This is a genomic window from Novosphingobium sp. G106 (genome assembly GCF_019075875.1).
GTDB lineage: Bacteria > Pseudomonadota > Alphaproteobacteria > Sphingomonadales > Sphingomonadaceae > Novosphingobium.
Window position 1 is genome coordinate 119,377 of record NZ_JAHOOZ010000002.1, and the last position, 22,838, is coordinate 142,214.

Genomic DNA, 22,838 nt, shown 5'->3' on the forward strand with positions numbered 1-22,838 from the left:
ATGTAATGGCTACCCAGCCCGACAGGATCTTTCCTCAATCTCCGCCTGAGACGATCCCCGACTTTCCCATCCCCAATGCCCCGGGCGAAGAACCTCCAGGCTTCGAACCGCCGCATCCCGATGTAGAATTTCCCGCGCCCGACCCGCAGGAATTGCCGTCAATTCCCGGATGACCGATTCAGACGGGATTGAAGCAGGCCGATGGATGAGGAGAGTACCGCCTCTGGCGTGCGCCCTGCGTCGATCCGCAGCCAACCTGCGAGGGAACCAAGGTCATAGCTCAACTGATGCTCGACTACGGCTTCGTCCGCGTCGGAGGCGTCTAGGATGCGCGTGCCCACGCGTTCGAGCATGGTCTCGGGCGGCGCAGTCAGCCACAGGCCGGTAAATTCGGCACGCGCGGTTGCGGCGATCTGCGCGATCTCGGCCCGCTCCTCGGGCTTGGCGAACACGCCGTCCACTATCACCGTGCTGCCGGCCTCGATCGCGTCCGCGGCCTCTTTCTGCAAAGATGCATAGACTTCGGCGCTTCGTTCCGGGGTGTAGGCGTCTTTGGGCAATCGGGTCTCGGGGCTGAGCCCTGCCAGGCGCTTTCGCAGGACGTCAGTGCGAAGCCAACGCGCACCTGGTGCGGCGCCAACCAGCGGCGCAAGGGCGCGGGCGAGCGTGGACTTGCCAGTCCCGCTCAGGCCGGCGATCACGATGAGTTGAGGTTTGCTAAGTTTCAGGAACGCCTGCGCGGCATCGAGATAGTGTCGGGCATCCGCGACCTTTTGCTCCTGGTCTTTGACCTCGGCCTGCCGCTCGGCAGCTGCGCCGCTGACATGAGCCCGGATAGCCGCACGCATCGAAAGGAATAGCGGAACCGCTCCGAGGCCGTCCGCCTCCTCGCGCCGATCGAGGTACCGGTTGAACAGCAAGTTCGCCGAAGGGCGATAACCGCGCTGCCAAAGATCCATGACGAGGAAGGCCACATCGTAAAGAACGTCGCTCTTGGCGAGTTCCGGATCGAATTCGAGGCAATCGAACAGGGTGGGTTTTCCCTGCCAGAGGCAAATGTTCGCAAGGTGCAGGTCGCCGTGGCAAAGACGGACATGACCCGAAGCTGCGCGGCGGTCGAGGAGATCCCTGACGCGGCCGCATTCTGCGAGCGACGCCTGGAATAGGTTTTGACAGGCGCCGGCGTCGATAATGCCAGGCGCAAGGCGAATCATGCTCTCGAAATTGCTCTCGATTACCCTGCTGACTCGTTCGGCGCCTCTCTCACTCGGAATCGTTTCCGCCAAATCATGGAAACGTGCGATCTCGTCGGCAAGGCTGACGGTTAGCGCAGCGTCCAGCCCGCCGCGCGAGGCCACGTCTTCGAGCAGATCGGTCGACTTGAACCGGCGCATGACCACCAGCCAATCGATCGGTTCGCCTTGCGAGAAGCCAAGCTTTCCATTGGCGAGGCGATTGATGCTGCGGACGCCTAGGTAAAGCTCGGGGGCCGTGCGTCGATTGAGCGTGAGCTCAGCCTCGCACACCGCCTTGCGCTTCGCGGGTGAAGAGAAATCGAGATAGGGGAATTTGACCGCTCTCTTGAGCTTGTAGGCACAATCTCCGGCAAGGAACACGATCGCCGCATGGGTGTCGATGCGTTCAACTCGCTCGAGCTCGCCATAGCTGTCCGGGCGTTCCAGGAACGCAATGACCTCGTCTTGGTTCATGGCCGAAAGCGGCCCGGCTCTTTCGTCTGGCATCGCTTCCCATCCGAACGTCAATCGCTTCCAAGTAGCGTCGGCCGGGCAGCGGCGGTGCACCGCCCGGCCGGCGAACTTCAGGCTCCGATGGCGATTTTCTTGGGCTTGGTCGAGACGTCTTCGCTCTTCTTCAGCGTCAGGGTGAGCACCCCGTCGCTGAACGTCGCGGAGATGCCCTCGGCGTCGACATCGCTGGGAAGGGCGAGCTGCCGACGAAAGCTGCCGAAACGGCGCTCGCTGAGAATGCAACCTTCGCGTTTGCTTTCGGTCTCTTCCTTCTTCTCCCCCGATACGGTCAGGACGCCGTCATGGTACTCGATGTTGATGGCGTCCTGCTTGATGCCGGGAAGCTCCATGGCAAGCCGATAGGAGCCGCCTTCGTCCTTCATATCCGCGACCGGCCGCATGGTGTCGATCGAGGGGAGATTGATGATGCCGCGCGGCGGACCGCTGGATCCGAAATCGTCGAACAGCCGGTCGATTTCTCCGCGCAGCCACCCGAACGGGTGAGGCGGGAGCAGGGAAGCCGAGCGCATGGGCTGCCTGCCGGTCGAGAAAATATCATTCATGATAGCCTCCTGAAATTATAGCTGGGATCAGGCCACGACGATGTGGTCTTCGACATGGGTCACGCCGGGGGCAGCCCAGGCCGCGCGTTCGGCCACCTGGCGTTCGTGCCAGGCCTTGACCCGCCCGCCGAGCTTCACCTTGTTGCCGTCGAGCGCGATCGTGACACCAGCCGCATCGAGGTCGGCCTGGCGATCGAAGGCGTCTTCGATCCTCTTGCGGATATCGCTGGCCGTCGGGCGATGGCGCACTGCCAACCGGTTGATGATCCCGAGCACGCCGTTGATCCTGCCAGCGACTTTCTCGGCCTCCTGGGTCTGAAAGTGCCAGTCGACCGTGCCGGTGAGCGTAACCCAGCCGTTTTCGACCTTCACCGCCATCATGTCGTCCGGAACGAGGACGCTCCAGGTGAAGACATCGAGGATGCGTCTCGCGATCTCGTGATCGGCGGTCTTCGGCGCGGAAGCGAAACGCACCTTGATTTCCTGCGCGATCGCCTTGACGCGGGATACCCGGCGCGCGGCTCTTTCGGCGCCCTGCTTTTCGGCATAGTTCTTCACGAAGCCGTTGAGCGTGACAACGCCGTCGGTCACCGAAACGCCGATGTCTTCGTGGTCGACGCTCGGTTCCCATTCGAGTTCGGACATCACGTCGTGCTGCAGTTGACTGTCGCTTTTCATGAACTCCTCCATCGTTTCAAGAAACAGAAGCAGGCGCTCGAGATATTGGTGGTTGCGGGGACTCGGGTTACCTGCAGGGCCATTTAGGGCTCAAGGCAAGGCCGCCGCCCATTCGCAATATCCCGTAGTATGACACTTTGGCAGAACCACTGCCGCCAAGGCGGTAAGCAAGGCGCTCCCGGTCGCGGCCTTCCGGGAGCAGCGCGTGCACCGAAGTGCGGCCAAGGCACCAAGCCGCCGAGAATTGCCCGGTTCGTCCCACGGCAGCGTGCGACAAGACCGTAATATTCCGTAGTTTCCGATCGAAGAACGCGGCGTACACCCACGCCTGACGGTATCGTCCGGTAGGCATGCAACAACGCAAGGCATGTGCCGGGTCTTTGAGGGCCGAGAGCCGCGCCGTTCGAACCAAAACGCTTAGATCGATCGGAATGGAGTTCGCCATGGAGCCGCCGCAGGCAGTGAAGCAGCTCGTCGTACTGGCACATCCCAGTGCCCAAAGTTTCTGTTCGTCAATCGCGCGGCGCTGGCAGGAACGCGCGGAGCGCAATCATCAGATCTGCGAACTCAGAGATCTCTATCGCGACGGTTTCGATCCGGTTCTTCGGGCCACCGAGCAACCGGGTAAGATCGGCTTCGCACCTAGCGCTGACAATGTCGCCGAATGCCGGCGCCTGCAGGACACAGAGGTTCTCGTCTTTGTCTATCCCGTCTGGTTCGGCTCGCCGCCTGCCATTCTCAAGGGTTATTTCGAACGCGTAGTCGGGTGCGGCACTGCATTCAAGGAAGGCGAACAGGCCGCGAAAGCCCTCGCCAACGTGCGCGTCGTGCAGATCGCAACGTCAGCCTCGAGCGAGCCCTGGCTCGCTGAGAAGGGTGTGAAGGGAGCACTTCACACGCTTTACGATCAGTACATTGCCGAGGTTTTCGGGGCCAAGGAAGTCCTGCGATTGCACCTGGGAATGATCTTGGAAGCGATGGACAGTCACTACGCCGCGTCGCAGCTCAGCCGGGTGGACGAATTCGCGGATCGTGTCTGCGCAGCTGCGAACGCAGAGCGTTGGGAGAGAGCGGCATCCGGTCTGGGGCTCCGGAATCCGACCCTGCGCTAGACGCGTCAGGACCAGTTTGGCGGCGCGCAGCAGCGCAGCCGCGATCAAGAAGGAAACCATTATGTCGAAGATGACAGCCGCCGTGTTCGTCGAGCCAGGACGTATCGTGCTGGACTTGAAGCCCATTCCGGAAATCGGCCCCCTCGATGCCCTGGTGCGCATCACGACGACCACGATATGCGGGACCGATGTCCACATTCTCAAGGGGGAGTATCCGGTCGCACCCGGCCTTACCATCGGTCACGAGCCCGTGGGGGTCATCGAAAAACTGGGATCGGCGGTTCAAGGCTACCGCGAAGGCCAGCGGGTGATCGCCGGCGCGATAACGCCCTCGGGCTGGTCCAACGCATCTCTCGACGGCTGCCATTCGCAATGCGGTGCCGGGACTGCTCATGGCTGGAAGCCGATGGGAGGATGGCGGTTCGGCAATACGATCGACGGCGCCCAGGCACAGTTTCTGCTCGTTCCGGATGCCATGGCCAATCTCGCCCCGATACCCGACGACTTGACGGACGAGCAGGTGTTGATGTGCCCCGACATCATGTCGACGGGCTTCGCGGGCGCCGAGGCGGCTCGCATACGCATCGGCGACACCGTGGCCATCTTCGCCCAAGGACCCATCGGGCTCTGTGCCACAGCGGGAGCGCGGCTGATGGGCGCGGCCGCGATAATCGGCGTGGAGTCCATCGGAGTGCGCGGCGAGATCGCCCGCAACATGGGGGCGGATCACATTGTCGATTTTACCAAAGTCGATCCCGTTTCCGAAATTCTGAAGCTGACAGGCGGGCGAGGCGTGGATGTCGCCATCGAGGCCCTGGGGCGGCAGGAAACCTTCGAGGCTGCTCTCCGCGTGCTGCGTCCCGGCGGAACGCTGTCATCGCTGGGCGTCTACTCGACCGATCTCAGGATACCGGTCGACGCCTTTACCGCCGGTCTCGGGGACAACAAGATCATCACGTCGCTCTGTCCCGGAGGCAAGGAACGCATGCGCCGCCTGATGGCGACCGTTGCCGCCGGGCGCTTCGATCCGGCTGCGCTCGTGACACACCGCTTTGTCCTCAACGACATCGAAGCCGCTTACGATCTGTTCTCGCATCAGCGGGACGGCGTGCTGAAGGTTGCCATCCGCCCGTGACACTTTCCGAGCTGACGAGGCCTGTTGGCGAAAGATGCGGCTCTACCTATCCTGTTTCGAGATGGCGGGCGGCAAGTGCGAGACCGGGGTTGCAGGCGGAGCCAATCGGGCGAACGGCCGCTTATCCGCCTGGCGATCCCCGGATATCCTTGTCGATCTTCGTGAGGCGTCGATGGCTCGGCACAGTGCAGGCATCCTTTTGTATCGCGGCGCCAAGGACGGGGTCGAGGTCTTGCTTGTTCACCCCGGCGGCCCGTTTTGGCGCGGACGCGACCGCGGGGCCTGGCAGATCCCCAAAGGACTGGTCCGGGCCGGAGAAGAGCCGCTCGCCGCAGCCTGCCGCGAAACCGAAGAAGAGCTAGGCATAAGGATCGACGGTATACCGGTCCCGCTCGCGACGATCAGGCAGAAGGGAGGGAAGGTCGTCGAGGCCTTCGCGCTCCATCAGGACGTCGACGTCAAAGCGCTCCATAGCAACAGCTTCGAGATCGAATGGCCCCCGGGCAGCGGCACGATGGCCGCGTTTCCCGAAATCGACGCGGCGCGTTGGATGTCGCTCGGCGAGGCCGGCCACTGCATCCTTGCCAGTCAAGATCCGCTGCTGGGCGCCCTGGCGGAGTTGCTTGAACCCGGGCCTCGCTGACGTTTACATGACGAGGACGGCTGCTCCCGTGATCCCGCCGGCCCTGAGATCCGCAAGCGCCCTGTTCGCTTCCCGCAGCGGATAAGGCGTCGTCACCGTACGGATGTTCGTTTTCTCGACCGCCTCGAAGAACGATAGGCCGTCCTCGCGGGTTAGGTTTGCAACCGACAGGATCTGCCGCTCTTCCCAAAGATCGCTGTAGGCGAAGGCGGGAATGTCGCTCATGTGAATGCCCGCGCAAACGACCCTGCCGCCCTTCGCCACCGACCGCAGAGCTATCGGAACGAGGTCTCCCACCGGGGCGAAGATGATCGCGGCGTCGAGTTCGGCCGGTGCCTTCTCGTTGGAGGATCCCGCCCAGGCACAGCCCAGCGAAAGCGCGAAGGACTGGCCGGCCGCATCGCCAGCGCGCGTGAAGGCATAGACCTGCCTGTTCTGCCAACGCGCAACCTGGGTCAGGATATGAGCAGCAGCGCCAAAGCCGAAGAAACCCAAACGCTTGCCCTTGCCAGCGAGGCGCAAGGCCCGCCAGCCGATCAGGCCGGCGCACAGCAGGGGTGCCGCCTCGACGTCGGACAGGCGATCGGGAATGGAGAAACAATAGCGCGGGTCCGCCAGCACATGCGTGGCATAGCCGCCGTCGCGCGTCGCTCCGGTGAATTCGGCGTTGTCGCAGAGATTTTCTCGAGCCGACCGGCAATAGAGGCATCGGCCGCATGTGTGCCCGAGCCAGGGTATGCCGACGCGCTGACCGGTTTCGAAGCCTTCGACGTCGCCGCCGACGGCGGCGACGTGCCCCACTATCTCGTGGCCGGGGATGATCGGATATCTGGCACGGACTTCACCATCGAACACATGAAGATCGGTCCGGCAAACGCCGCAGGCTGAAACTCTGACGAGCACCTCGCCGTCGCGGGGGCAGGGAACCGGGCGCGTTACGGCGCGCAGATCCCGGCCTGGCGCATCGATTTGCATGGCCAACATCTGCTCCATCCTAGGTCTCCTCGCTTGTCCGGCAAGGCCAGGCCTAGCCTCGCGGGCAACCGACGTCCCTTCGTAATGCTACGGTGCCGCAGCGGTTACGGGAAATTGCGGATAGGTCCGGTGCCAACGCTACCTCAGAGTGCTGCCCATGAAGACGGAGGGTGACGATGAGACAGGATACAGCTGCCGAACCGGTGTCTCGCCCGGCTAGTCCCGCACAGCGCAAGGTGATCCACGATTTGCGCAATCTTTTCGCAATCATAGGCGCGGCCAAGGGGCTGTTGGAGCGGGATCCAAATTCGGCGCGGCGGGAAGAGCTCTTGACCGCGATCGGCGAAGCGACCCGTCAGGGCGGGCAGTTGACCACGGAACTTCTGGCGAACTGCGCCGAGCAACCGAAACCAGTTCTATTCGACCTGATCGACCGGCTGGCAAGGCTCGCGCCGATGCTCCGCGTGCTCGCCGATACCGAAATCAATCTTGCCCGGGCCTGTCGCTCGGCCCAGCTCTTCATCCGCGCCGTTCCCGCCGATTTCGATGCGGCGCTCCTCGAACTGGTCTCGAATGCCGCTGCGGCCGGCGCCAGTTCGGTAACGGTCCGCACCCGCCTGTGCGGCAGCGATGTCTGGCTGCTGGTTTCCGACAATGGCGCGGGTATGTCCGCGTCCACGCTCCAACGCGCGCGCCGCGGTCACGACCTCGGTCTTGCCCATGGCAGCGGTCTTGCCCGGGTCCGCCAGTTCATGACGGCTGGTGGCGGGCGGGCTCTTATTCGCAGCTGTCCCGGCGGCGGGACATCCTTCGCCCTGATTTTTCCAGCCGGCGCGGTCGCCGCACCGACGTCCGCGATGCGACCGGCCTTTCCGGCGTTTGAAAAGCCGAAGGCGCTCATTCACGCGCCCGTCCGGCATCCGGTCGCGGCATGACGCCGTTGCTTGGCGATCCTGGAAGCCGGTAGGTCGATCCGGCGGGCGGTCCATGCGGCACCAGCATCTCGGGACCTCGCCGGCGGCCCGAAAAGGCGCTTCAATGCGGCGCTTCGGGCGATCGTCCAAAGGTCATTGAAGCCTATGCCGGGTGCCGCGTCCTGTTTGGAAGTATCCGGATAGAGCGGTCCCGCCGCGATCGCTGCGGGCCGAATTCCGGCGAAAGCGCGGCCGCTACGGAACATTACGAATAGGGAAGGGCCCTCGCCGGATGGACTATCTCGAGCGAAGGCGCGCGAATGCTCGCTCCTTACAGTCCATGCCGAAAAGTAGGGGGGTACCATCATGACGAATGCTTCAGTCCGCAGCACCCTGCCGATGCTCGCGAGCGACGAGGGCCTCAATCGCTACCTGGCCGAAATCAAGAAATTTCCCTTTCTGTCGGCAGAGAAGGAATACATGCTGGCGAAGCGATATCGCGACTATGACGACAGAGAGGCCGCGGCAGAGCTTGTCACAAGTCATCTCAGGCTCGTGGCCAAGATCGCCATGCGCTATCGCGGTTATGGCTTGCCGATTTCCGACCTCATAGCCGAAGGCAACGTTGGCCTGATGCACGGCGTGAAGCTTTTCGATCCGGATCGAGGCTTTCGTCTCGCGACCTATGCGATGTGGTGGATCAAGGCCTCGGTCCAGGAATTCGTCCTTCGTAGCTGGAGCTTGGTCAAGCTCGGCACCACCCGCAGCCAGAAGAAACTCTTCTACAATCTTCGCCGCCTGAAGAAGCAGCTCGGAGCTTACGCGGATACGGACCTTCGTCCCGACCAGGTTCAACGCGTAGCGAGCGAGCTCGGAGTCCGGGAGGACGAAGTCGTCAGTATGGACCGGCGAATGATCATGGGCGGCGATGCATCGCTCAACGTGACCATGGGTGACGAGGGGCAAGGCGAATGGTTGGATATTCTCGCCGACGACCGCCCGCTTCAGGACATTGCCCTGGCCGATGCCGAGGAGCTTGCGATGCGATCCGATTTCCTGCGCAAGGCCATGAACCGGCTGACCGACCGCGAGCGCCATATCTTCACCGAGCGGCGCCTCGCAGAACAACCAAAGACGCTTGAGGAGCTCAGCGAGGTGTACCACGTCAGCCGAGAGCGCATCCGCCAGATCGAGGTGAAGGCCTTCACGAAGGTGCAGAAGGCTATCCGCGAAATGGCCCAGGCGCAGACCGTGTTCGCCGCCTGAGCCAGCCTGGCCGCGAAAGCCGCGCAGCCGCTTGCGGCGCGGCATCGGCCACTCGCAGCTCGGTCCAGACCGCCCTGGCGCAGCGGAGCGCTCCACCCCGCTGCGCCAGGACCTTCAGAGCGAGCGCGTGGCAATGCGAAGCGTGGGATCCTCAGGATCGCTCTCGATTACGAAACCGAGTTCCTGTTCCATTCTGATCGCGGCGTCGTGATCGGCATACTCAATCGCTTCGATCTTCGCGATTTTCTCCGCCCGGGCGTAGCGCAGGACATGTTCGAACAAGGTCCAGCTTACGCCGCTTTTTCTCGCGTCCGCGCGAGTGGTGAGCGCGATTTCGGCTTTGCTGCGGTCCGGCTCAGCAGCGAGCATGGCAGTCGCTATCACCGTGCCAGGATCGGTGCCGAATGCCAGAAAGGTCATGGTGCGGCGATAGTCGACGCGCGTCATCATTGCCAATTTGTCGTGCCCGACCTCGCTGACGCCGGACAGGAACCGGAAGCGAAGATCCTCCGGCGAAACGTGCTTGAAGAACTCGGCCAGCAGAGCTTCATCGTCCGCCCGAACCGGGCGCACGTGAATGGCAACGCCGTCTCGCGTCACGAGATCTGCCGACCAGTTCATCGGAACCGGCGTGATCGCGTGCCTAGGATTGGCGACCGGCTGGGGCGAGAGGCATACCCGCGCGTCGAGCGCGATGACGCCATCGTAGTTCGCGAGGAGGGGATTGATATCGAGCTCGAGAATGTCTGGAAGATCGACCGTCATCGCGCTCAGCGCATCGAGAACCGCGGCCACGGCGTCGAGATCGCAGGCCCGCACGTTCCGGTATCCCTTCAGTCGTTTTGCGATCGCTGTCCGGTCAATGAGCGCAAGGGCGTCGGCATGATCGATCGGCGCGAGGCTCAGCGCTTTGTCGGCGACGATCTCGACTGCCGTCCCGCCGGAACCAATCAGAACCAGCGGACCGAAGGCCTCGTCGCTGGCGATCCCCGCCAACAGCTCGAACGCATCGCGGCGTTCGATCATCTCCTCGATCACGAAACCAGCGATCAGGGCCGCCGGCCGTTCCCGCGCGAGCCTGGCCGCCATTTCGCGGGCAGCTGCTGCCGCGGCGGCTGCAGTGCCAAGCCCGAGGACGACGCCGCCGACATCTGACTTGTGCGACAGGTTTGGCGAGGCAATCTTCACCACGAACGGCGGCTTCAGCGACCGGCATGCGGCTTCCACCGCACTGGCATCGGCCACGAAACGGCTCTCCGCGACGACGATGCCATAGGCGGTAAGAAGTTCCTTGGTCTCGAGCGCCGTAAGCTGCGTGCGGCCCTGGCCGCGCACGTTTGCAAGAACGCGCCTGGCGCGTTCGAGGTCGCGTTTGACTTCGCGCGAGGCGGCCGGACGGTCGGTAAGATCGCTCCGCGCCCTGCGGGCCCTGAGCAGATCGCTGAAGCCGGCGATTGCATCCTCGGGCGCGGAAAAGAGCGGTATCCCGGCCTGCTCCATCGCGCCTTGCGCCTCCGCGGCGTTCGTATCGCCCAGCCAGCAGGCGAGGACGGGCTTGACCCGCCCTTCGCATCTCGCCGCGTCCACCGCGCCCACCGTTGCCGCGGCAAACGCTGCAGACGTGGCCCGGCCGGTCGGGCAGTTCATGACCAGTAGCGCGTCGATATTGTCATCGCACAGCATGGGCGGAATGGCAGCAGCATAGCGAGCAGGCCCGCCATCGCCGATAAGGTCGACCGGATTCGCCCGGGACCATTCGCGCGGCAATACTGCGTCGAGCGAGGCGAGCGTCGCGGCGCTCAATTCGGGCAGCCGTCCTCTGGCCAGGGCAAGCGCGTCGACCGCTAGGATGCCGGCGCCGCCGCCGTTGGTCACGATGCCGAGGCGATCGCCGCGCAGTCCCTTGCACAGGCACAGCGTCTGGGCGGCGTCGAAGAGTTCCGTCAGCGTTTCGACCGTGACGATGCCGACCCGCTCGAATGCTGCACGATAGACCGCGTCCGATCCGGCCAGCGCGCCGGTATGCGAGAAAGCCGCCTTGGCTGCTGCGGGAGATCGGCCCGCCTTGATGGCGACGACGGGCTTGAGAATTGCGGCAGCGCGCGCCGCGGAGAGGAATTTCGCCGCATCGCTCACGCCTTCCACGTAAAGCAGGATCGCATCGGTTTCAGGGTCGGTCGCAAACAGATCTATGAGATCCCCGAGGTCGACATCGGCCATGTCGCCCGCCGATACGATCCCGGAAAAGCCGATGCCGCGCGCGTCGGCCCAGTCGAGCATCGCCGTGATGAGCGCGCCGCTTTGGGAAATAAGCGCGAGGCGGCCGCGCTTCGATTTCGCCCGGGCGAAGGTCGCATCGAGCTTCGCGCGCGGAGACACGATGCCCAGGCAGTTCGGGCCGACGACGCGCAGCAGGTGCGGCCGCGCCTCGTCGAGCATGGCCTGTTGCAGTCCGCTGGTCCTGGTCAGCCCGCTCGATAAGACGACCGCGCACTTCGTTCCGCGGCGGCCAAGTTGTCCGATGATCTCCGGGACGGTGGGAGCCGGCGTCATGACGATCGCCAGATCGGGTGCCTCGCCGAGATCATCGACCGATCTGACGCAGTGAATGCCCGAGCGTTCGAAAGGGTGAAGCGTTACGACCGAAATCGGACCGGCGAATCCGGCGTCGAGGACGTTCTCCAGAACGAGATTCCCAAGACTTCCCGGACGGTCCGAGGCACCGATGAGGGCAAGACTGCGGGGGCGCAGCAAGGGCGCCAGATTGCGGATCGTCATGGTCGAGGTCTCTTGGAAATGCTCTCGAAAGCGAGCCTGACATGTGATGCGCGTCGTGCTGCGGCCTCGATATCCGTAATCTCCACAATGATGCCTGAAGGGCAGGTGCCCCTAAGGCCGGCGCGGTTGAAGGACGTCACTAGTGTTTTCAAGTGGACACAATTTGCTGCATAAGACGATGGATGGCCCAAGTGCGGGATCGCTTGGGGGGCCGGCATGATGCGGCGGGGAGTACGTATACGGATGCCTGCGTGGGAACGCTCGGCTGCACTGCGTTATATCGAGGCAGCAGTGTTCGTACTGCTGTTGCTGGGCGTTCGCCTGCTCGTCGATCCGTGGTGGGGCGCAGGCGCCGGGTTCGAACTGTTCGGACTGGCCGTCCTGGCATCGACCCTTCGCTGCGGAACGGCCCCGGCCATTTTCTCGGCACTGTTTTCCACCGCGATCGGTCTGTTGCTCGCGAGCCGGGACGGGCTCGACGTAACCGACCTGACCCAATCGGCCGTGTTTCTGCTGACCGCAGCTGGCATCATCGTTCTTGGAAGCGCGGCAGCGTCCCTGCACAACCGGGGAATTGCGACCGGTGAGGAAGCTGCCCGCCTGGCCGAAGAACTCGGCCTCCTGATAGATGGCGCGCGAGGCTACGCCATCTATATGCTCGATACCGCAGGCCGAGTGACGCTTTGGAACAGCGGAGCCGAGCGGTTGACCGGCTGGCCGGAAGAGGAAGTCATCGGCAAGCATTTCTCGCTGTTCTTTCCGGACGATGCGGTCGCCCGCGGCGAGCCGGCGTTCGTCCTGTCGACCGCGGCCGCAGAAGGACAGTTCGACGAAGAAGGTTGGCGCTTCCGCAAGGATGGCTCCGAGTTCCTCGCTGCGATTACTGTGACCGCGCTCCAACATGGCGATGGGACCTTGCGCGGCTTTGCGAAGGTCGTTTGCGACGTGACGCAGCGGCGGGCCGGTGAGGAGCAACTGCGCGTCCGCGAGAACCTCCTGACGAGCGTGCTTTCTACGGTTCCGGACGCAATGGTGGTGATCGACGAGAGCGGGCTCATCATGTCCTTCAGCGCCGCGGCGCAAGTGCTGTTCGGCTACAGCGAAGCCGATACGATCGGGCGCAATGTCAGCATGCTCATGCCTTCGCCCGATCGCGAGCGCCACGACGCTTATGTCCGGCGGTATCTCGATACGGGGGAAAAGCGGATTATCGGGATCGGCCGCATCGTCTACGGCGAGCGCAAGGACGGCACGACCTTTCCGATGGAACTATCGATCGGCGAGGCCGTCACGGGCACCGAGCGACTCTTCACCGGCTTCATCCGCGATCTGACCGAACGCCGCCAAACCGAGGAACGCCTCGAATCCCTCCAGTCCGAGCTGATCCACGTATCCCGAGTCAGCGCGATGGGGACGATGGCCTCGACGATCGCGCACGAGCTCAATCAGCCGATCGCTGCAATCGCGAACTATGCGGAATCCGTGCGCGACATGCTGGCAGATCCTGCGCAGGACGACTTTGCTCTCATGCGCGAAGCCTTGGACGAGACCGCGAAGGAGGCCCTGCGCGCCGGGCACATCGTTCGCCGCCTACGAGACTTCGTCGCCCGCGGCGAGGTCGAAAAGACGATCGAGGCCTTGCCCGCTCTCATCAACGAAGCTTCCGTACTGGGGCTCATGGCCGCACGCGAGCGCGGCGTCGACGTGCAATTCGATCTCGACCCCTATGCTTCGCCGGTATTCGTCGACAAGGTTCAGATCCAGCAGGTGGTCATCAACCTGATACGCAATGCCTGCGAGGCGATGACTGGCGGGGCCACGCGCCGCCTTACCGTCCGCACGCGAAACGATGCGCCGGGTTTCGTTCGGGTCTCCGTGGCCGATACCGGACCCGGCATCGCGCCCGAAGTCGCGGACCAGCTTTTCACCGCTTTCGTCACGACGAAAAGCGAAGGCATGGGCCTCGGCCTCTCGATCTGCCGCACGATAGTCGAGGCGAACGGGGGACGGATCTGGATGGAGCCGCGCGAAGGCGGCGGCACGGTGTTCAATTTTACCCTGCAGAGAGAGCAGACGGAAGGTGCGTGATGAGTGACAAGAAACTGGTCCACATCGTCGACGACGAGGACTCGATCCGCCGTTCGGTCAGCTTCATGCTCAAGACCTCCGGTTATCAGGTCGAGACCTGGAACTCCGGCCAGGCTTTCCTGAAGGACGTAAAGCACGCCGAGCACGGCTGCATCCTGCTCGATATTCGCATGCCCGAGATCGATGGCCTCGAGGTGCAGCGCCTCCTCGCCGAACGGGGCGTGACGATGCCGATCGTGATCATGACGGGGCATGGAGACATTTCCATCGCGATCCGGGCGATGAAGGGCGGGGCGGTCGATTTTCTCGAAAAGCCGTTCGAAAAGGCGGCGCTACTGGGCGCGATCGAGGAATCCTTCGCGCGCATCGCGAATGCGACCTCGGCATCGGCGCGTGCGGCCGATGCGGCAACGATGCTCGCCGCGCTGACGGCGCGCGAGCGGGACGTCCTCGAAGGTCTTGCCCGGGGCTTCCCCAACAAGACCATTGCCTATGATCTCGGAATTTCGCCAAGGACCGTCGAGGTCCACCGCGCGAATCTTATGGTGAAGCTGGAAGTGCATACCCTGTCGGATGCGCTTCGAATAGCCTTCGCTGCGGGCCTGGGAAGCTAGGACACTCGGGACTATTACGTAGCGATCTCAGTTGGCGCGCGTGTCATGTCCGTCCTGTGACAAGGATGCTTGAGATGGACATGAGCGTTGATGTACGCATGCCGGCAGGGCCGAAGGTCATGCTGCTGGAGGATGACAACGGGGTAAGGCGTTCGCTTCAGATGCTGCTCCAGGGGCGGGGCTTCGCCGTGAAGGCCTATGCCAGCGCCTCCGCACTCCTTTCCGATCCGCAGCTCGCCGGGATCGATTGCCTAGTCGCCGACTATCGTCTCGGCGCCTCGGACGGTGTTGCAGTCTTGGAAGCCCTCCGCTCCGGGGGATGGAACGGCCCGGCGATTTTGATGACCGCGTTCGGCACAGAAGAACTTCGCGCCCGCGCCATATCGGCCGGCTACAGCGAGATCTTCGAAAAGCCCCTCAAGGATCATGTGCTGGTCGCTGCACTGCAGCGGCTGACGTCCTCGGATGGCGCTTCCATCGGGCTGTTGCCCGCCCCGGGCACGCTGCGGTCTAAGTAGCATTCCCAATACAGGCCGCGCCGGGGCGCACCTAGTTTCGGGCCAGGAAGCTGGAGGTGACTTATGAAGAATGTTCTTTTGCTGGTGCATGACGATGAGGGCCAGGAGGCGCGGTTCCAGTCGGCTCTCGACCTCACCCGGGCCCTGGGCGGCCATCTCACTTGTGTCGACGTCTCCGTTCTGCCGATTCCGGTGGCCGGCGACTATTACGGCGGCGGTGCAGGCACGGGCCTGCTTCTCGAAGTCGAGCGCGACCGCGAGCACGCGAACAAGACGCGAGTCGAGGAGCGGCTGCGCGAGGAAGGCCTTCCCTGGACCTGGATCGACATCACGGAAAGTCTGTCCGCAGGCGTGCTCGAAGCCGCGGACATGTCAGACATCATCGTCCTCAACCGGAAGCTCGACAGTTCCCGCTCGCCGAACATGCGCGACGTCACGAGCGAGGTCGTGATGCATGCGAGAAAGCCGGTGGTCGCGGTGCCCGACAGCGCGCGGCGGTTCGATCTCGACAGGGCGCTGATCGCCTGGGACGGCCAGGCATGCTGCGCCGAAACCGTGAGGGCCTGTATTCCGCTGCTCTCTCTGGCCAAGGAAGTCGAGATATTCATGGTTCGCGACGGCGCGGAAAACATCGAGCCGGCCGAGGCCGCCGCCTACCTGTCGCGTCACAATATCCACGCCGAAGTGCGGATCGTGACGGACGGGCTCACGCCGGCCGACGAAATCATCACCGACGAGATGACCCGTTTCCGCGCCGACTATGTGATCATGGGCGCCTACGGCCACGGGCGACTTCTAGAAGCCTTCGGCGGCGTAACGAAGCGCCTGCTCGCCGCGAGCCCCATCCCGCTCGTTCTCGGACACTGAGGCAGTCCGGCGGCAAGGCGGCCGGAAGGCCCCCTTGCCGCCGGAAGGTCCCTGGATACCAGCGGGGCGCCGCGCCAAGATCGGATTCAGATGGCTTCCAGAGCCAGTGCCGCCACCCGCCTGAGCCACTTCTTCCGGTGTTCGTCGCTTTTCTCGACATTGCCGACGATCGAGTGACGCACAGGAGAAAACCCCACGAACCCGAGGACGTTGCGCTCCAAGCTTTTGAGGCTGTGCGCGCGGTAGACGAGCCGATAGAACAGATCGGGCATTCCCATCGTCACGATGATGCGCGCCGATCTTCCTGCAAGAAGCCTGGAGGGTCCGGTCCCACCGGACCGCGCGATCGCGAATCCCGGTCGGGCAACCTGTTCCAGGAAACCCTTGAGCAAGGCAGGAACGTCGCCAAGCCACAAGGGATAGGCAAGCACGACGTGGTCGGCCCAGATCAGGTCCTCCTGTGCGCGCCGAATAGTGGCGCACGGCGGTCCATCTTCCCATTCCCGCGCCGAGCGCAGGAGCGGAAAGTCCATTTGCGCGACATCCACGCGCCGGACCTCGTGCCCGGCTTCGAGCGCGGAGGAGGCATAGGCTTTGGCCAAGGCGTGGACGAAGCGCTCCGGAGCCGGATCTGGATGGCCGTCGATGATCGCGATCCGCGTCACGATCCCTTCGTTCCTCCGAAGCTCCCCGACGGCGCATCGGCAAGCGCCAGAGACGTTACGACCCGCAAAGGCCACAGGACGCCGTCCGTGTCGGCGACCGTAATGTATTCGCCGACCTTCAAGCTATGATTCTCGAGGTGGAACAGCGTCTCGTCGTCGTCGGGACCGCGCTCGTAGGACAACGCCCACCCCGCAGGAGTTCGCACGACGTAGCCGTTTCTCGGATGATCCTCGCCCCAGTGTTTGCGCACGGTCGCCTGCCCGCGCTGGTGGCCCAGTTCGGTTTCGTCGATCATTCCATCCTCCGACAGCGGGAGGTGCAGGATATAGATGTGGCGGGACGATCCTTCCGGATGGTCCTCGGTTCGGGCCAGTTCGAGGCGAATGGTCTTCCATGTCATGCCGGAAGATTGCCCAGCTGGATTGGCGCGCCCAATACGGGATGTTCCTAATAGGCTCGCAGCGCCGACGTCCTAGTTCTCGCCCTCGGCCGTGCCTGACGCGGCCCGGAGTGGGGGCCTCATGTCACGCATCGTCTTGCCGATATTCCTGATTTTGCTGTGCGGCGTCTCGTCGCCGGCACGGTCAGCGGAACCGTGGCCTCGCACGGATGCGGCGGAACTCCTCGCGGTGATCGAGGCCATCGGCAGCGATGGCCTCGATCCCGCCGACTACGATATGCGCGCGCTTCAGGATGCCATTTCCAGAGGCGGCGAAAGCGACTGGAGCGAGCGCGCGTCGGCGGCCTTTCTTCGCCTGGCAGGCGACCTCGGCAATGGCCACCTGCGCGATCGCAGCACGGTCGCCTGGCACATTGACGGTCCGGCGCTTGGCGATCCCGCAGCACGGGGCCTGCTGGCGCGGGCTCTTGCGACCCACGAGGTTCGCCAGACGCTGATGAGCCTCGTTCCCCAGCACCGGCAGTACAGGCTGCTCAAGGCAGCGCTTGCGACCACGCCGCCACGTGACAAGGCAGGAATAGAGCGGCTGCGCGCCAATCTCGAGCGCTGGCGCTGGATGCCACGCGACCTCGGCACCCGATACCTGCTGGTCAACGTTCCGGCATTCACGGTCAGTCTGGTCGACCAAGGCCGCGTGATCGAGCGGCGCCGGGTCATCGTCGGAAAGCGCTCGACCCCCACACCGCAGTTCGCCGCAAAGGCTTCCGGCGTCGTCTTCAACCCCTGGTGGCAGGTACCCGAAAGCATCGTGCGCGAGAGCGTCGGCGCGCTCCTGCGAAACCATCCGGCTCAGGCGCAGGCGAGGGGGTACGTCATGGCCGGCGGGCGATACCGCCAGGCTCCCGGGCCTGACAATGCCTTGGGCCAAGTCAAACTCGTCATGCCCAATCCCTACAGTGTCTACCTGCACGACACGCCGAGCAAGCCGCTCTTCGACCAGGATGTGCGAGCGTTCAGCCACGGTTGCATCCGGGTGCAGGACGCGGCCGGCCTCGCGGCGTCACTCCTTGGCGGAGTTGGCAGGCGCGAGATCGACCAGGCTATCGCTGAGGGCCGCACCGTGCAATCCAACCTTGCGAGCCCGCTTCCGATCTATGTGGCCTACTTCACCGCCGCGATCGAGGACAACGGCGACTTAGCGACCTTCCCCGACATCTATGGGCGGGATGGTCCGGTCGTGGCCTCGCTCGTGGACCGCGAACTCGACGAAGTACCCTGACCATCCGGAATATTCCTAAGTGACTGGGCCGCGGCGGCGCGAGAAGAAGCCCGATCGTCTCCTGGAAAGGCCCGCTATGAAATCGGTTTTGCTGCATGTCGGGGATGACCCCGCGATGGACGCCAGGCTTCGCGCGGCCGTGTCGGTGGCGCGATTGTTCGGCGCCAGCCTGAGCTGCTATCAAGCCGCGCCCGCCGCCAATCTCATCGCGCAACAGAGCTACTTCGGCCTCTGGCCGGCTTCGCCGCGTCAGCGTCTCGGAGAGCTTCACTGGCAGGCAGAGCAGCGCCGCGCGCTGGTCAGGAAGCAGCTCGAGGCGTCGGGGTTCATGCCGTCATGGCTGGACCGCCAATGTGACGCCACGCTTGCGCTTGTCGACCTGGGGCAACTGGTCGATCTCGTGGTGGTCGGACTTACGAATGGGCCCGGCGGCCATGAGATGAGATCGCTCGTCGCCGATGTGGCAACGGCCATACCGTCGGCGGTACTGGCGATCCCGGAGGGGACGGGCGACTTCGACTGCGCGGGAGCGGCTGTCGTCGCCTGGGATGGTTCGCCGGCGGCATCCCACGCCCTGCGGGCGTCAAGACCGCTGCTGCAAAAGGCGCGGTCCGTCGAAGTGGTAACCGTGATTCGCGATGGCATTCGTGTCTCGGCCGAGCGGCCGACAGCCTATCTGGTGGCACACGGCGTGATCCCTTTCACGAGCGAATGGCAGGCCGATGGACACGGTGTCAGCGATGTCCTGCAGAGCATCGTTGCAAGTATCGAGGGGGACTACCTGGTCCTCGGCGCCTATGGGCATGCCCGGCTGCGCGAGGCAGCATTCGGCGGCGTGACACGCGAACTGCTCGAAGCTGCATCGTTTCCCATGCTGTTCGCGCATTAAGCGGCCGCAATGGAGCCATTCGCAAGTTCCGTTGCTGGCTTGCCGAGCGGGGCTTCCGTCATGGACATCGCGGCCAGTGCGCGCGGGCTCGCTCTCGCGACCGCGATCGGCCTTCTGATCGGAGCAGAGCGCGGCTGGCGCATGCGCCACGAGGAGCCGGGCACCCGGGTCGCCGGAGTGCGCACTTTTGCGCTCCTGGGTCTTCTCGGCGGCCTCGCCACGATCGCTTCGGCCCATGGCCTCGGCGCGCTCGCTTTCCTCGTCCTTCTGGGGGCGATTGCCATGCTGCTCATCGGCTATCACAGCGAGATGCGCTCCGCCGCGCATCTGAGCGCCACTTCGGCCATCGCCGGCGTCACCACGATACTGCTCGGGGGATTGGCGGCAGCCGGCTACATGGCCCTGGCCTGCGTCGGTGCTGGCGCGGCGGTAGCCCTCTTGGCGTCGCGCGAGGCCTTGCACGGCGCGATCGGCCGCACGAGCCAGGCGGAAATGACCGCGCTTCTCCGGCTGGCGCTCGTCACGTTCCTCATTCTTCCGATCCTGCCCGACGCGGACATCGGACCGTGGGGCGGGATCAATCCGCGCCGGATATGGTTCGTGGTCGTCGTAGTCGGGGCCATTTCCTTCGGCGGATATGTCCTGGCCCGCTGGCAGGGCGGACGGCGTGGGCCCCTCATGGCCGCCTTGGTCGGTGCGCTCGTATCCTCGACCGCCGTCACTATCGAGGCGGCACGGCGAATCCGGGAAAGCGGAACCAGTCCGGCCGACGACGGCGCGGTCTCGCTCGCCTCGACGATCATGCTCGTTCGCGTGATCGTATTGACCCTTGCCATCGCTCCCGCAGTTGCGGGGGATCTCCTGCGCTTGCTCGGTCCAGCGCTTGCAGTGTCCCTGGTCGTCCTTGCTCTCAGCCTGAAGCGGGCGCTTGCCGGCGCTGGGGAACGTGAGACCGTTGCGCGGCCCCCGAGCCTGGCCCTGGCCTTTCTCTTTGCCGGGCTCGTCGCGGCGCTGTCCTTCGGCGCGCGCTGGGCCGGGCAACGCTATGGCAGCGAAAGCGGAGCACTCGTCATAGCTCTTGGCGGGATGGTCGACGTCGACAGCTCGGTTGCGGCTGTCGGGGCGCTTCCGGCGGGCACGCTCGCGCAGCCGCTCGCCGCCTTGGCCATCGTCGGCCCCGTCCTGTTCAATACCCTGCTGAAGCTGGGCGTCGTGCTGGCAGTGGCGGGACGGCGGGCCGGCCTGGCTGCGGCCAGTCTGGCCGTCACCGCGCTTGCCATTTTTGCCGGAGTGGGATGGGTATGGTTCTAGCGAGCGTAACAGAAGCGCCGGGACGAATGGAGAGAAGGCGCTCTCGTTTCAGGCTTTTCTGCGCTCGCGGAATTCAGCCATGCCATCAATGACTTCGCGCATCAGCTTGATCGCTTCCGCTCGCTTTTCGGCGGATTCGATCCGCTGGAGCTCGCGCTTCAGATTGGCGCTGAAGTCCGCGTAAGCGTTCTGCCAATCCTTGGCGAGCACGGACCTCAGCTCCGCCTTGCCGGAGCAGAGGCGCCGTGCCGGCGCTCCGGCGCACAGCTCGAAGGTTTCGCCGATCTCGAATGCGACCACGCTTGGATAGGTCTTCGCCATCTCTTGGCGCAGCGCGTCAATCGCGCCTGCCTCGCCGTGGTCGAGGAACAGGGTGCCCGCGATCGGCGAGCGCTTCCTGATCCAATCCATGAGCTCGCTGCGATCGGCATGCGCCGAATAGCTATCGATCCGCCGTATCTGAGCGCGAACCGCAACGTCGCGCCCTGAAATCCGCACGCGCTCCGCGCCGTCGACGATGGCCCGGCCCAGGCTGCCCTGCGACTGGAAACCGACGAAGAGGACCGTCGAATCGCGCCGGGGGAGATTGTGAAGGAGATGGTGGCGGATCCGTCCAGCCTCGCACATGCCGGAGGCGGCGAGGATCACGGCTCCCGACACGGTGTTGAGGTGCATCGATTCCAGCGTGCTTTCGACGAAATGGAACGAGGGATGCTTGAATATCTCCGCGCCGCCGAGGTCCTCAAGCTCGCCGCGATGACGCCAGAAAACTTCGGTGGCCCTGCTTGCGAGGGGGGAGTCGATGAAAACCGAGATCCCGCGAAGCTTGCCCGTGTTGATAAGCATGGCGAGATCGAGGAGTAGTTCCTGCGTGCGCTCGAGCGCGAACACGGGAATGACCAGATTTCCGCCGCGTCCTAGCGCTGCGGATACTTCCGCCTCGAGAAGATCGCGCCGCTGCGGGATCGTGACCGTGTCCCTGTCGCGATCACCGTAGGTGCTTTCGCAGATGACATGATCGAAGCCCGAAGGCGCGGAGGGGTCCGGATGAAAGCTCTTGTTTTCAGGGCCCAGGTCGCCGGAGAAGAGCGTGCGCACGTCGCCCGCGCTGATCTCTATGGAAACGGCACCGAGGATGTGGCCGGCGTTCCAGAACTGGGCGGATATGCCAGGGCAGGGCGTGAACGGCTTGCCGAGCTCGACAGTCTGGATGAGCTTGAGGACGCGCGAGGCATCCTCCACGGTGTAGATCGGCTCGATGCCGTTCTCGTCGGCGCGGTCTGCGCGGCGGTTACGCCTCTCCACGTCCTGTTCCTGGATCCGCGCGGCATCGGGCAGCATGACTGCGAGGAGGTCGCTCGTGGGCCGGGTGCACCATATTGGTCCGTCGTAACCTTCCGCGATCAGGCGAGGCAGGAGTCCGCTATGGTCGATATGGGCGTGGGTCACGAGCACTGCGGCGATCTGCTTGGGATCGAAATCCCACGGCGCGCGATTGAGGGCCTCGAGGCTGCGAGAGCCCTGGAACAGGCCGCAGTCGACCAGGATTCTCCGGCCGCCAAAGGCATATTCGAAGCAGGAGCCCGTGACGGTCTGCGCCGCGCCGTGGATCGTAAGAGTGGGAGCGGTCATCTCGTCTCCAATGTCGTGTCTGAGGTGAATTGGCCGGCCTAGGCTTCTTCGGCGCAGCTCTCGAGGCGCTCCATGTCCAGGACCTCGATCGCCCTGCGGTTGGGGATGGCTATTATCCCCTGGTCCCTGAGACCCGTAAGCTGGCGGCTGACCGTCTCGATCGTAAGGCCAAGGAGGTCGGCGATGTCCTGCCGGCCGAGCGGCAGGTCGAACTCGATCGTTTCCGCCCCGCCTCCGGCGCCCGCATAGGGTGTTGCCCGCTTTGCCATTTCGAGGAGAAAGGAGGCCACGCGCCCCGTAGCGCTTTTGCGGCCCAGCAGTAGCATCCATTGCCGCGTGCGGTCGAGCTCGGTCAGCGTACGCTGAAGCAGGCTATGCTCGAGGTGGGGGTGCTGCTGGGCGAACTCGTCGAAGGCCGAGCGCCGGAACGTGCAGACCTGGGCATCGGTCAGGGCAACGACGGAGTGGGTTGCGGTCGGACCGAAGGGCCGGCCGATGAAGTCGCTGGGAAAGATGATCCCGAGCGTCTGCTCGCGGCCATCGACCGTCGATGAACTGAGCTTGAGAACGCCTTCGATGACATTGCCCACGAGCAGCGACTCGTCGCCCTGCCAGACCATGGTCTGGCCGCGCCTGAGCAGCTGATGACGGCCCAGACTGTTGAGCGCGCCGAGTTCCTCTGGCGACAGCGAACTGCAGATTGCCGTCTCGCGGACAGAGCATTGGGCACAGGCATTCATTATCTCACCGCCTCGTCGATCT

The 22,838-nt window shown here is 64.2% G+C and carries 21 protein-coding genes; 12 read left to right on the forward strand and 9 right to left on the reverse strand.

The features are described 5' to 3' along the window. Positions 1-158: 158 nt before the first annotated feature. The 3 genes from KRR38_RS30720 to KRR38_RS30725 all read right to left on the reverse strand — a co-directional run bounded on the left by KRR38_RS30720 (position 159) and on the right by KRR38_RS30725 (position 2,989). Positions 159-1,742, reverse strand: coding sequence for an AAA family ATPase (locus tag KRR38_RS30720; RefSeq protein ID WP_309141229.1), 1,584 nt, complete (start codon positions 1,740-1,742; stop codon positions 159-161). 77 nt (positions 1,743-1,819) lie between these two features. Next, positions 1,820-2,311: an Hsp20/alpha crystallin family protein gene (locus tag KRR38_RS36665; protein ID WP_254515783.1), complete on the reverse strand. Its 492-nt coding sequence runs from the start codon at positions 2,309-2,311 to the stop codon at positions 1,820-1,822. A 27-nt stretch (positions 2,312-2,338) separates the two neighbouring features. Next, positions 2,339-2,989, reverse strand: a complete 651-nt coding sequence (locus KRR38_RS30725; protein ID WP_217407636.1) for a BON domain-containing protein — start codon at positions 2,987-2,989, stop codon at positions 2,339-2,341. A 443-nt stretch (positions 2,990-3,432) separates the two neighbouring features. On the opposite strand from KRR38_RS30725, the gene KRR38_RS30730 reads away from it, so the two are divergent. The 3 genes from KRR38_RS30730 (at position 3,433) to KRR38_RS30740 (ending at position 5,879) form a co-directional block, all read left to right on the forward strand. Continuing rightward, entirely contained in the window at positions 3,433-4,101 is a 669-nt protein-coding gene (locus tag KRR38_RS30730) for an NAD(P)H-dependent oxidoreductase (protein WP_217407637.1), read from the forward strand. 16 nt (positions 4,102-4,117) lie between these two features. Beyond that, on the forward strand, positions 4,118-5,236 hold the full coding sequence (locus KRR38_RS30735; RefSeq protein ID WP_254515784.1) for an NAD(P)-dependent alcohol dehydrogenase: 1,119 nt from the start codon (positions 4,118-4,120) through the stop codon (positions 5,234-5,236). A 61-nt stretch (positions 5,237-5,297) separates the two neighbouring features. Then, a complete protein-coding gene (locus tag KRR38_RS30740; protein WP_217407638.1) occupies positions 5,298-5,879 on the forward strand; it encodes an NUDIX domain-containing protein in 582 nt (193 codons plus the stop codon). 3 nt (positions 5,880-5,882) lie between these two features. Here the strand turns inward: KRR38_RS30740 and KRR38_RS30745 are convergent, their stop codons facing one another. Next, positions 5,883-6,872 (reverse strand): zinc-dependent alcohol dehydrogenase family protein, encoded by a 990-nt coding sequence (locus KRR38_RS30745; protein ID WP_217407639.1) that lies wholly within the window; start codon positions 6,870-6,872, stop codon positions 5,883-5,885. Positions 6,873-7,183: 311 nt separating this feature from the next. Between KRR38_RS30745 and KRR38_RS30750 the strand changes: the two genes are divergently transcribed. Together KRR38_RS30750 and rpoH are read left to right on the forward strand one after the other, a co-directional pair. Beyond that, positions 7,184-7,789: an ATP-binding protein gene (locus KRR38_RS30750; RefSeq protein WP_217407640.1), complete on the forward strand. Its 606-nt coding sequence runs from the start codon at positions 7,184-7,186 to the stop codon at positions 7,787-7,789. 345 nt (positions 7,790-8,134) lie between these two features. Then, on the forward strand, positions 8,135-9,034 hold the full coding sequence (gene rpoH / locus KRR38_RS30755) for an RNA polymerase sigma factor RpoH (RefSeq protein ID WP_217407641.1): 900 nt from the start codon (positions 8,135-8,137) through the stop codon (positions 9,032-9,034). A gap of 114 nt (positions 9,035-9,148) precedes the next feature. On the opposite strand, the gene KRR38_RS30760 is transcribed toward rpoH, so the two are convergent. Next, entirely contained in the window at positions 9,149-11,812 is a 2,664-nt protein-coding gene (locus KRR38_RS30760) for a bifunctional acetate--CoA ligase family protein/GNAT family N-acetyltransferase (protein WP_217407642.1), read from the reverse strand. Between the two features lie 243 nt (positions 11,813-12,055). Between KRR38_RS30760 and KRR38_RS30765 the strand changes: the two genes are divergently transcribed. The 4 genes from KRR38_RS30765 (at position 12,056) to KRR38_RS30780 (ending at position 15,899) form a co-directional block, all read left to right on the forward strand. Continuing rightward, positions 12,056-13,900, forward strand: coding sequence for a PAS domain-containing sensor histidine kinase (locus KRR38_RS30765; RefSeq protein WP_217407643.1), 1,845 nt, complete (start codon positions 12,056-12,058; stop codon positions 13,898-13,900). Beyond that, positions 13,900-14,514, forward strand: a complete 615-nt coding sequence (locus tag KRR38_RS30770) for a response regulator transcription factor (RefSeq protein WP_217407644.1) — start codon at positions 13,900-13,902, stop codon at positions 14,512-14,514. Before KRR38_RS30765 ends, KRR38_RS30770 begins: the two co-directional genes overlap by 1 nt. Positions 14,515-14,579: 65 nt before the next feature. Then, positions 14,580-15,032, forward strand: coding sequence for a response regulator transcription factor (locus tag KRR38_RS30775; protein ID WP_254515785.1), 453 nt, complete (start codon positions 14,580-14,582; stop codon positions 15,030-15,032). A gap of 63 nt (positions 15,033-15,095) precedes the next feature. Next, a complete protein-coding gene (locus KRR38_RS30780) occupies positions 15,096-15,899 on the forward strand; it encodes a universal stress protein (RefSeq protein ID WP_217407645.1) in 804 nt (267 codons plus the stop codon). 86 nt (positions 15,900-15,985) lie between these two features. On the opposite strand, the gene KRR38_RS30785 is transcribed toward KRR38_RS30780, so the two are convergent. Further along, positions 15,986-16,564, reverse strand: a complete 579-nt coding sequence (locus KRR38_RS30785) for an NAD(P)H-dependent oxidoreductase (RefSeq protein WP_217407646.1) — start codon at positions 16,562-16,564, stop codon at positions 15,986-15,988. Continuing rightward, positions 16,561-16,965 carry a hypothetical protein gene (locus KRR38_RS30790; protein WP_217407647.1) on the reverse strand — a complete coding sequence of 135 codons (405 nt, stop codon included), beginning with the start codon at positions 16,963-16,965 and terminating at the stop codon, positions 16,561-16,563. Before KRR38_RS30790 ends, KRR38_RS30785 begins: the two co-directional genes overlap by 4 nt. Before the next feature lie 121 nt (positions 16,966-17,086). On the opposite strand from KRR38_RS30790, the gene KRR38_RS30795 reads away from it, so the two are divergent. The 3 genes from KRR38_RS30795 (at position 17,087) to KRR38_RS30805 (ending at position 20,444) form a co-directional block, all read left to right on the forward strand. Continuing rightward, positions 17,087-18,244 carry a L,D-transpeptidase family protein gene (locus KRR38_RS30795; protein ID WP_217407648.1) on the forward strand — a complete coding sequence of 386 codons (1,158 nt, stop codon included), beginning with the start codon at positions 17,087-17,089 and terminating at the stop codon, positions 18,242-18,244. Between the two features lie 76 nt (positions 18,245-18,320). Then, positions 18,321-19,133: a universal stress protein gene (locus tag KRR38_RS30800; RefSeq protein ID WP_217407649.1), complete on the forward strand. Its 813-nt coding sequence runs from the start codon at positions 18,321-18,323 to the stop codon at positions 19,131-19,133. 60 nt (positions 19,134-19,193) lie between these two features. Further along, a complete protein-coding gene (locus KRR38_RS30805) occupies positions 19,194-20,444 on the forward strand; it encodes an MgtC/SapB family protein (RefSeq protein WP_217407650.1) in 1,251 nt (416 codons plus the stop codon). Between the two features lie 48 nt (positions 20,445-20,492). Here KRR38_RS30805 and KRR38_RS30810 read toward each other — a convergent pair whose 3' ends face one another. Together KRR38_RS30810 and KRR38_RS30815 are read right to left on the reverse strand one after the other, a co-directional pair. Beyond that, on the reverse strand, positions 20,493-22,076 hold the full coding sequence (locus tag KRR38_RS30810; protein ID WP_217407651.1) for an MBL fold metallo-hydrolase RNA specificity domain-containing protein: 1,584 nt from the start codon (positions 22,074-22,076) through the stop codon (positions 20,493-20,495). A gap of 38 nt (positions 22,077-22,114) precedes the next feature. Continuing rightward, a complete protein-coding gene (locus KRR38_RS30815; RefSeq protein ID WP_217407652.1) occupies positions 22,115-22,816 on the reverse strand; it encodes a Crp/Fnr family transcriptional regulator in 702 nt (233 codons plus the stop codon). Positions 22,817-22,838: the final 22 nt, after the last annotated feature.